The 9,685-nt window shown below is 66.3% G+C and carries 7 protein-coding genes; 5 read left to right on the plus strand and 2 right to left on the minus strand.

Translation table 11 applies throughout. From position 1 onward, the window contains the following. Window positions 1-70: 70 nt before the first annotated feature. Window positions 71-2,431 (plus strand): DNA polymerase II, encoded by a 2,361-nt coding sequence (locus ACNFIA_RS10260; RefSeq protein ID WP_416784594.1) that lies wholly within the window; start codon window positions 71-73, stop codon window positions 2,429-2,431. Window positions 2,432-2,613: 182 nt separating this feature from the next. Here ACNFIA_RS10260 and queD read toward each other — a convergent pair whose 3' ends face one another. Next, window positions 2,614-2,970: a 6-carboxytetrahydropterin synthase QueD gene (gene queD / locus ACNFIA_RS10265; RefSeq protein WP_017516521.1), complete on the minus strand. Its 357-nt coding sequence runs from the start codon at window positions 2,968-2,970 to the stop codon at window positions 2,614-2,616. Between the two features lie 350 nt (window positions 2,971-3,320). Between queD and ACNFIA_RS10270 the strand changes: the two genes are divergently transcribed. Next, window positions 3,321-5,141, plus strand: a complete 1,821-nt coding sequence (locus ACNFIA_RS10270) for an Ig-like domain-containing protein (protein WP_416784597.1) — start codon at window positions 3,321-3,323, stop codon at window positions 5,139-5,141. Between the two features lie 94 nt (window positions 5,142-5,235). Here the strand turns inward: ACNFIA_RS10270 and norR are convergent, their stop codons facing one another. Beyond that, on the minus strand, window positions 5,236-6,792 hold the full coding sequence (gene norR, locus ACNFIA_RS10275) for a nitric oxide reductase transcriptional regulator NorR (protein ID WP_416784632.1): 1,557 nt from the start codon (window positions 6,790-6,792) through the stop codon (window positions 5,236-5,238). A 171-nt stretch (window positions 6,793-6,963) separates the two neighbouring features. Between norR and hmpA the strand changes: the two genes are divergently transcribed. Genes hmpA through ACNFIA_RS10290 form a run of 3 tightly spaced genes read left to right on the plus strand, consistent with a single transcriptional unit; the run spans window position 6,964 to window position 9,629 of the window. Next, window positions 6,964-8,145, plus strand: a complete 1,182-nt coding sequence (gene hmpA, locus ACNFIA_RS10280; RefSeq protein WP_416784599.1) for an NO-inducible flavohemoprotein — start codon at window positions 6,964-6,966, stop codon at window positions 8,143-8,145. A 49-nt stretch (window positions 8,146-8,194) separates the two neighbouring features. Further along, window positions 8,195-8,452, plus strand: a complete 258-nt coding sequence (locus ACNFIA_RS10285; protein WP_416784602.1) for a transmembrane sensor/regulator PpyR — start codon at window positions 8,195-8,197, stop codon at window positions 8,450-8,452. Further along, on the plus strand, window positions 8,439-9,629 hold the full coding sequence (locus tag ACNFIA_RS10290) for an NnrS family protein (protein ID WP_416784605.1): 1,191 nt from the start codon (window positions 8,439-8,441) through the stop codon (window positions 9,627-9,629). The genes ACNFIA_RS10285 and ACNFIA_RS10290 overlap by 14 nt, the downstream gene beginning before the upstream one ends. Window positions 9,630-9,685: the final 56 nt, after the last annotated feature.

Genomic DNA, 9,685 nt, shown 5'->3' on the forward strand with positions numbered 1-9,685 from the left:
ACGCCTTGCAACGAATCCGCGGGCGGACCGGTAGAATGACGTTCTGATTCGACAGACGGGTGGTTAGAGCGTGGAGGCAAGGCAGGGTTTCGTCCTGACCCGACATTGGCGGGATACGCCCGAAGGCACCGAGGTGGGCTTCTGGCTGGCCACCGACGAGGGGCCCCGGCATGTACTGCTGCCGCCCCAGACGTCGGTGGCCTTCGTGCCCGCCGAGCAACGCGCCCGTGCCGAGAAGCTGCTGGCCGGCGAGCGCGGTGCGCAGCTGCGCCCGCTGGGCCTGTGCGATTTCCAGCAACGGCCGGTGCTGGGCCTGTATTGCCAGCAGCATCGCCAGTTGATGAACCTGGAGAAGAAGCTGCGCGAGGCCGGGGTCGAGGTGTTCGAAGCCGACATCCGTCCGCCTGATCGCTACCTGATGGAGCGTTTCATCACCGCGCCGGTCAGCTTCAGCGGCGAGCCGGGGGAAGGCGGCAGCATCGCCACGGCGCAACTGCGCCCGGCGCCGGACTACCGGCCGACGCTGAAACTGGCCTCGCTGGACATCGAAACGAATATCCGCGGCGACCTGTATTCCATCGCCCTGGAGGGCTGCGGCCAACGCCAGGTGTACATGCTCGGCCCGGCCAATGGCGTCGATGGCGAACGCGATTTCGACCTGGAGTATTGCGACAGTCGTGGGCAACTGCTGGAGCGCCTGAACCAGTGGCTGGCCGAGCATGACCCCGACGCCATCATCGGCTGGAACCTGGTGCAGTTCGACCTGCGCGTGCTGCAGGACCACGCCAAGCGCCTGGACATCCCGCTGCGACTGGGACGGGGCGGTGACGAGATGGGCTGGCGGCAGCACGCGTCGAGCAATCACTACTTCGCGGCGGCGGCAGGACGGCTGATCATCGATGGCATCGAGGCGCTGCGCTTGGCGTTCTGGAGCTTCCCCTCGTTCAGCCTGGAGAGCGTCTCGCAGCAACTGCTGGGAGAGGGCAAGTCCATCGACAACCCCTACGACCGCATGGCCGAGATCGACCGCCGTTTCGCCGAGGACAAGCCGGCGCTGGCGAAATACAACCTCAAGGACTGCGAACTGGTCACGCGCATCTTCGAGAAGACCCGCATCCTCGACTTCCTCCTCGAGCGCGCCAGCGTCACCGGGCTTCCGGCGGACCGCAGCGGCGGCTCGGTGGCGGCCTTCACCCACCTGTACCTGCCGCCGATGCACCGGCTGGGCTATGTTGCGCCGAACCTGGGCGGCAAGGCGCCGGAGGCCAGCCCCGGCGGCTTCGTCATGGATTCGCGGCCGGGGCTGTACGAGTCGGTGCTGGTGCTGGACTACAAGAGCCTGTACCCGTCGATCATCCGCACCTTCCTGATCGACCCGGTGGGCCTGGTCGAAGGCTTGAGCAATCCGTCCGACGCGGCCTCCGTCCCCGGCTTTCGCGGCGGGCGTTTTTCCCGCACCCAGCATTGCCTGCCGGCCATCGTCGAACGCGTCTGGCAGGGCCGCGAGGCGGCCAAGCGCGACGGCAACGCGCCGCTGTCCCAGGCGCTGAAGATCATCATGAACGCCTTCTACGGCGTGCTCGGTTCCAGCGGCTGCCGCTTCTTCGACCCGCGCCTGGCCTCGTCCATCACCATGCGCGGCCACGAGATCATGCGCCGTACCCGCGAGCTGATCGAAGCCCAGGGCCATCGGGTGATCTACGGCGATACCGATTCCACCTTCGTCTGGCTGGGCCGCGCCCATGGCGAGGACGAGGCGGCCGATATCGGTCGCGCGTTGGTGCGCCACATCAACCAGTGGTGGGCCGAGCACCTGCGCGAGGAATACGGGCTGGAAAGCGCCCTGGAGATCCAGTTCGAGCGGCACTTCCGGCGCTTTTTGATGCCCACCATCCGTGGCGCGGAAGAGGGCAGCAAGAAACGCTATGCCGGCCTGGTGCGGCGCGCCGATGGTAGCGACGAGATGGTCTTCAAGGGCCTGGAAACCGTGCGCACCGACTGGTCGCCGCTGGCCCAGCAGTTCCAGCAGGAGCTGTACCTGCGCATTTTCCAGCGCCAACCGTACCGTGACTTCGTGCGCGACTACGTGAACCGCACCCTGGCCGGCGACCAGGACGAGTTGCTGATCTTCCGCAAGCGTCTGCGCCGGCAACTGGGCGATTACGAACGCAACGTGCCGCCCCATGTGCGCGCCGCCCGCATCGCCGACGACTACAACGAGCGCCAGGGTCGTCCACGCCAGTACCAGCGCGGTGGCTGGATCAGCTACGTGATCACGGTCAACGGCCCGGAGCCCCTGGAAACGCTCAGCTCACCCATCGACTACGACCATTACGTCAGCCGCCAATTGCAGCCGATTGCCGATGCCATCCTGCCCTTCGTGGACGACGACTTCAGCGCGCTGATCGACCGGCAGATGGGGCTGTTCTAGCTGCCTGCCCACGCGCCGGAAACTCCGGATCCCACCTGTAGGAGCGGGCCATGCCCGCGAACCCCCCCGGCAGCGCCGGCGTGCACCTGACGCCGCGTATTCCTGCGACAGTTGAGACGCAGTCAGGTGCAGGAACGCACCCCACTGACCCGAAATGGGCCGGCAGCAATGGCGGAACTGAATCAGTCCCCGCGGTACTCGCAACCGCTGGTGCAGGTCTCGTGCACGCGCACCTTGGACAGCTCCGGCAGCAGCGGCTTGAGCTGTTGCCAGATCCAGCGGCAGAGGTTCTCGCTGGTGGGGTTTTCCAGGCCGGGAATGTCGTTCAGGTAGTTGTGGTCGAGCTGATCGTAGATCGGTTTGAAGATCTGCTTGATCTCCGCGAAGTCTCGAATCCAGCCGGTATGCGGGTCGACCTCACCCTCGATGTAGATGGCGGCCCGGAACGAGTGGCCGTGCAGGCGGCCGCACTGATGCCCGGCGGGCACGTGGGGCAGGCGGTGGGCGGATTCGAAGGTGAACTCTTTGAACAGTTCCAATGGTGTGCCTTTAGATCAGGGAAACGTGGCTTGCAGGAGATCGCGGGAGGCGGACGTGCTGCTCGGGATTCCGATCGCTCTGCCGCTACGCCGTTCGGGTTTGTCAGGGGGCAGGGCAATCGGAGTTGCGGCAATTCTATCCTGTTTAGCGGAATTTCCCTCGCGTATCCGACGATAGCCCGCCGCTTCATATGGGACGTTTCGAGACGGCGGATGATCAAATTCTGAGCGACTAGGGTTGGAAGTATTATAGGTTCGCCGCAGATTTTCCCTGTTTTTGTGGGTTTTACCTTAAGAAAACTCTTCCATTCGGAGTCTTCCTACATCTTTTACCGCAAGGCGCTGTCGTCTTGTCAGGCCGGTCTGATCCTCTCGCGTGCGCGGTAAAACTTACTCTGGCCCCCTCGAATCGTGTCCCCCTGAGGTGGGTTTGTTATGGCAATCGAAAATATCGGTCTGGTGGCCGTCACCGAGAACGCAGCCAAGAAGGTTGCCGTCAAAGCGGGCGGCAAGATCAAGGCAAGGTATCGGTGTACATCGACGATACGCTGGCAGGTACCGTCACCGCCGATGCCGCGGGCAACTGGAGCTTCACGCCGGATGCTGACCTGGCCGATGGCGCCCATAGAGTCACCGCCACGGCCACCAACCTGACGGGCGAAAGCGCCGCGTCGGAGCCCTGGGCGTTCACGCTGGACACCGTGTGCCTGGCTCCGGTCCTGGGCATTTCGTTCCTCAACGAGCTCGCCGAGGTGGAACGACTGGTCAACGGCAGCAGCATCGAAGCGGCCAGGTTGACCTTCAGCGGCACCGCCGAAGCCAACAGCAAGGTGGAGATCTACGACGGCAGCACCCAGATCGGCAGCACCGTGGCGGACGCCTCGGGCAAATGGAGCTTCACCCCGAGCACAAATCTTGCCCTGGGCACGCACGCCATCAGTGCCACGGCCACCGACGTGGCGGGCAACGTGTCGCCGTCCACGGCGACCATCCCGTTCGAGATCAGATCGCCCTGGGCGTATGAAGGGTTCGAAGGCTGGAAAGGGACGGCCACCACCCTCGCTTCGGGCGTGGGTATCAGCGGGACCGGCATCAAGTCGTACGCGACCGCGACCGCCAGTGATACCAAACCGTTCGCTGGCAGTTCGGTTCTGATCAACAAGGGCGGCGCCCTGACCCTGACGATTCCCGGGGGCGGAGCACAGAGCGTCTCGTTCTGGTACATCGCTGTCGATTCGCCAAGGAGCACCGTGGCGAACTTCTACGATGCTGGCGGCAATTTGCTGGGTACCTTCAACAACTTCGAAACCAATGTGGTGAAGGACACCCTCTTCACGTCGCCGGGTAACCTGATTGCGTCGATCAAGATCACCACCACCGACACGGACGGCATGGGCATCGACCGCCTCAGCTGGGGCTCGGTCACGATGGTGAGCAGCAGCGCACAGGCGAACGTCGAATCCGTGCTGGTGGACCCTGCCGAAACCGCTGTGGCGCTGCACGCCCAGGCCAAGGCCGGAAGTTCCAGCGACTGCGAGGTCCACACGGATAGCGTGGCCCAGGTTGAACCGATGGCGCAGCCCGCCAGCTCCGACGGTACCAGCCCGGCGCCTGTCGATGGCTCGCATGGCATGGTGATCCACGCGCTGACCGACACCTTCTATGGCGTGCCGGCCGGCGAGGGCGAGGTGGTAACGCTGCAGTACAGTGCCGACAGCTACTTCGCCAGCGCCAGCAACCAGGGCATCCATGGCGGTAGTGGCGCGGATACCCTGAGGCTGGTCGGCGGGGACCAGACGCTCGACCTGACGCTGCCCACCTCCCAGGGTAAGCTGACGGGCATCGAGATCATCGACATCACCGGCTCCGCTGGGGTTGCCGGCCAGGTGGCGGGGGCCAACACCCTGACCCTGTCGCTCAAGGACGTGCTGGAAAACGGCCGGGCCGACCTGTTCCATGCCACCGACACGCACGCCGTGCAGATGATGGTGAAAGGGGACGGCAACGACATCGTCAACCTGCGCGATGGGGAGCTCAGCGAAGGCCGCGCGAGCAGCTGGAGCGAGCAGGGCCGCGTGATCGTCGGAGGGACGTCCTACGTCGTTTACGAGCCGCTCGGTCGTGACGCGGAACTGCTGGTCCAGCAAGGCGTGACCGTCAACCTGGCCTGATGCGTCGCGTAGCGGTGGCGGGGGCTCCGGCACTCGCCACCGCTACTCCTCCTGCTCCCGGCCATTGCGCAAAGCCTGTCCTCGGCAAGCCGAGCTACTTGATCGCCAGGCGCTTCGCCAGACGGTTGAGGTTGGCGCGATCCAGGCCCATCTCCCGGGCTACGGCAGCCCAGTTGCCGGCATGACGCTCCAGGCTCTGGTTGATCATCCGTCGCTGAAAGGCTTCCACGGCCGGGCGCAGTTCACCACCTTCGATTGCCTCACTGGGGCGTTCGTGCGTCGGGGCGTCGCTGCTCATGGGCTTCTCCACCTGCGTCAACGCCAGGTCCTCGACGCCGAGGCTGAGAATGCGCGAGCGTTGCGTGTGATTGGCCAGGGCCTTGAGCGAGGCGCGGCCGATCAGGTGTTCCAGTTCCCGTACATTGCCCGGCCAGGCATAGTCGACCAATGCCGCCTGGGCCTCACGGGTCAGGCGCAGGCTGCGCAGCCCCAGGCGTGGGCGGTTCTGCTCGAGGAAATAGCCGGCCAGCAGCACGACGTCGTTGCCGCGCTCGCGCAGGGGCGGCACGCGCAGCGGGTAGACGCTCAGGCGGTGATACAGGTCCGCGCGGAAGCGCCCGGCGCGAACCTCGTCGGCCAGGTCGCGATTGGTCGCGGCGATCAGGCGCACATCCACGTGATGCTCGCGGTCCGAGCCCAGGCGCTGCAACTGGCCGCTCTGCAGCACCCGCAGCAGCTTGGCCTGGATCGCCAGCGGCATTTCGCCCACTTCATCGAGGAACAGCGTGCCGCCGTCGGCCAGCTCGAACTTGCCGCGGCGTTCGCCCACGGCGCCGGAGAAGGCCCCGCGCACGTGGCCGAACAGCTCGCTTTCCACCAGGTTTTCCGGCAGCGCCGCGCAGTTCAGGCTGATCAGCGGCTGGCTGCGGCGCAGCGAATGGGCGTGGATCGATTGCGCCACCAGTTCCTTGCCGACGCCGGTCTCCCCGGTGATCAGCACGCTCAGGTCGCTGCCGGCGACCACCTGGATTTCATGCAGCAACGCCTGGTGCGCCTTGCTCTGGCCGATCAGCTCCCTGGGCTGGTCGCCGGACGCGCGCTGGTAAGCATCGGCGCGCTGCTGCTCGTGTTCGGCACGCCGGGCCAGGTCGGACATGCGCTGGCTGGCCTTTACCGTGGCCGCGGCCAGGCTGGCGAAGGCTTCCAGGTTGTCCAGGTCACCAGGGGAGAAACGCTCCGGGTCCAGCGCATCCAGGGTCAGCAGGCCCCAGGCCTGTTCGTCGACCAGCAGCGGGCAGCCCAGGCAGTCATGCACTTCCAGGTGGCCGTGGAGGCCTTCCACCAGGCCGTCGTACGGGTCCGGCAGGCCGCAGTCGGCGGCGAAATGCGTGGGGCCGGGATGTTCGATGAGGGCGCGCAGGCGCGGGTGCTCGCTGATCTTGAAGCGGCGGCCGAGGGTATCCGGGCTCAGGCCATCGACGGCCAGCGGCACCAGTTGGTCACCTTCCAGGCGCAGCAGGGCGGTGGCATCGCAAGGCAGCAGGCTGCGCAAGGCTTCGAGCAGGCGCCGATAGCGTTCGCTTTCCGGCAGCTCGCGGGACAGATCGGCGACCAGCGGGAGGAGGGTGGGCAGCAACGGATTGCGAGTCATATTGACCTCGGTGAAGTCGTTTTGACTAATTTTGTTCAGGGTCATTATGACTCATATCTCGGCGCGAGGCCCGGAAATACGGGCCCCGCTCTTTGGCATGCTTTCTGAAATACCTCTGGTAGAACGCACAGGCGGCCCCACTCACCGCCTGGCCAACCCGAGGAGATCCCCATGCTGTCCCACGAACACCGCACCCTGGTCAAGGCCACCGTCCCGCTGCTGGAGACCGGCGGAGAGGCCCTGACCCAGCACTTCTACCGGATGATGCTCCGCGAGTACCCGGAGGTTCGCCCATTGTTCAATCAGGCGCACCAGGCCTCCGGCGACCAGCCCCGCGCGCTGGCCAATGGCGTGCTGATGTACGCCCGCCACATCGACGAGCTGGAGCAGCTCGGCCCGCTGGTGGCGAAGATCGTCAACAAGCATGTGGCCCTGCAGATCCAGCCGGAACACTACCCCATCGTCGGCACGTGCCTGTTGCGCGCGATCCGCGAGGTGCTCGGCGAGGAGATCGCCACCCCGGCGGTAATCGACGCCTGGGCCGCCGCCTATGGCCAGCTGGCCGACATCCTCATCGGCGCCGAGGAGTCGGTGTACCAGAGCAATGCCGAGCAGCGTGGCGGCTGGCGTGGTGCGCGGCGCTTCCGCATCGCTCGCAAGGCTGTGGAGAGCGAGGAAATCACCTCGTTCTACTTCCAGCCGCTGGATGGCGAGGCGCTGCTGGACTTCCAGCCCGGCCAGTACATCGGCCTGTCGCTGAACATCGACGGGGAAGAGGTGCGCCGCACCTACTCGCTGTCCGATGCGCCCAACGGCCGCGAGTACCGCATCAGCGTGAAGCGCGAGCCGGAAGGCAAGGTGTCGAACTACCTGCATGATCGACTGGAGGTGGGCGATGAGCTGGACCTGTTCCCGCCGGCGGGCGATTTCGTCCTGCGCGGCGGCGACAAGCCCCTGGCCCTGATTACCGCGGGCGTGGGCATCACCCCGGCGCTGGCGATGCTCACGCCGGCGCTGGCGGCCGGCCGCGACGTGCATTTCATCCACTGCGCCCGCCACGGTGGCGTGCATGCGTTCCGCGAATGGGTCGAGGCGCAGTCCGACGCGCATCCGCAGCTCAAGCACTACTTCTGCTACAGCGAGCCGCGTGAAGGCGACGGCGGCCACGCCGAAGGTTTCCTCAGCCGCGACCTGCTGGCCGAGTGGCTGCCGGAAGACCGCGACCTGGATGCCTATTTCCTCGGGCCCAAGCCGTTCATGGCCCAGGTGAAACGCCACCTGCGTGAACTGGGGGTGCCCGAGCAGCAATCCCACTACGAGTTCTTCGGCCCGGCCAGCGCGCTGGAAGCCTGAACCTGAGCGCCGGCCCATGGCGGGCCGGCGCAACCCGATGAGGTGTGTGATGAAAGGTCTTTTCTCCTGCCCGCAACGCAATCTGTCGCTGTCCTGGTCGTTGCTGACTGGCGGGCTGGTCCTGCTGCTCCTGGGGGTAGTGGGCGCCTATGTTGTCGATGGTCAGCTGAACCTGCGCAGCGTTGTCGCGGCGCATGCCTTCACCATCCTCGGCCCCACACTATTGAAGCTGGGCTACGTGCTGCGGCTGGTGGCCCAGCAGCAGATGCGCAAGGACGGCTGGGAGGTTTGCTGTGTTGCTGGTTGATCGAGCGGCGTTGCTGGCCGTCCCACCCCTGTGGCGCCTGGGCTTTCGGCCGTTCTTCCTCGGTGGCGCGGTCTTTGCGCTGATTGCCGTCGCTACCTGGGCGGCCGTGCTGCTGGGCCTGCTGCCGGCCTGGCAACCGCTGGGCGGCTGGCTGGCCTGGCATCGCCATGAAATGCTCTTCGGCTTTGCCGCAGCGATCGTGGCCGGCTTCCTGCTAACCGCGGTCCAGACCTGGACCAATCGCCCCGGCGTCAGCGGCAGGCCGCTGATGCTGCTGTCGCTGCTCTGGCTGGCAGGACGCTTGGGTTGGCTGGTGGGCGCGCCGCTGTGGGTGGTGACCCCGCTGGAGCTGGCCTTCCTGCCGGCGCTGGCCTACTTCATCGGCCGCAGCCTGTGGGCGGTGCGGCAGCACCGCAACTACCCGGTCATTGTGGTATTGGGACTGCTGACCCTCGCCGATGAGCTGGTCATGGCTGGCGTGTGGACGGGCAACGACGACTGGCAGCGGGGCGGTACGCTGGGGGCGCTCTGGCTGGTCGCGGCGTTGATGGGGTTGATCGGCGGCCGCGTGATTCCCTTCTTCACCCAGCGCGGGCTGGGCCGCACCGCCCAGGTGCCGGCCTGGAACTGGCTGGATAATTCGCTGCTGGTCGGCACGCTGCTGGTGGCGGTGCTGACGGCCATCGGTTTCGGTCTGACGCCGCGTCCCCTGATGGGCGCGCTGTTCGCCGCGCTTGCCATCGGGCACGGGATCCGCCTGTGGCGCTGGTACGACCAGGGCTATTGGCGCGTGCCGCTGCTCTGGGCGTTGCACCTGGCCTACCTGTGGATGCTGCTGGCCCCGGCGGGCATCGCGTTGTGGCACTTTGCGCCGATCTTCAACCCCAGCCTGGCGGTTCACGCGCTCACCGTCGGGGGCGTCGGCGGGCTGATCCTGGCGATGGTCGCACGGGTCAGCCTCGGCCACACCGGCCGGCCGCTGCAACCGCCGCGGTCGATGGCCTGGGCCTTTGCGCTGCTCAACCTGGGTGCCGTCGCGCGGGTGCTGCTGGTGGTGTGGTGGCCCCTGGAAGGCCTGAGCATCGCGGCGGTGTGCTGGGTGGCGGCGTTCCTGCTGTTCGCCTGGCACTATGGGCCGATGTTCTGGAAGCCGCGGGTGGATGGGCAGCCGGGGTAGGGCGGTTCGCGAGCAAGCTCGCTCCTACAGCGATTCAGCGGTGCAGCCCTTGTAGG

This window comes from Pseudomonas sp. NY15437, from assembly GCF_048068435.1.
GTDB classification, from domain to species: domain Bacteria; phylum Pseudomonadota; class Gammaproteobacteria; order Pseudomonadales; family Pseudomonadaceae; genus Pseudomonas; species Pseudomonas nitroreducens_B.

Coding starts and splice junctions, on each gene's coding strand:
- hmpA (WP_416784599.1), top strand. CDS start 6,964: ATGCTGTCCCACGAACACCGCACCCTGGTCAAGGCCACCGTCCCGCTG.
- norR (WP_416784632.1), bottom strand. CDS start 6,792: ATGACTCGCAATCCGTTGCTGCCCACCCTCCTCCCGCTGGTCGCCGAT.
- ACNFIA_RS10285 (WP_416784602.1), top strand. CDS start 8,195: ATGAAAGGTCTTTTCTCCTGCCCGCAACGCAATCTGTCGCTGTCCTGG.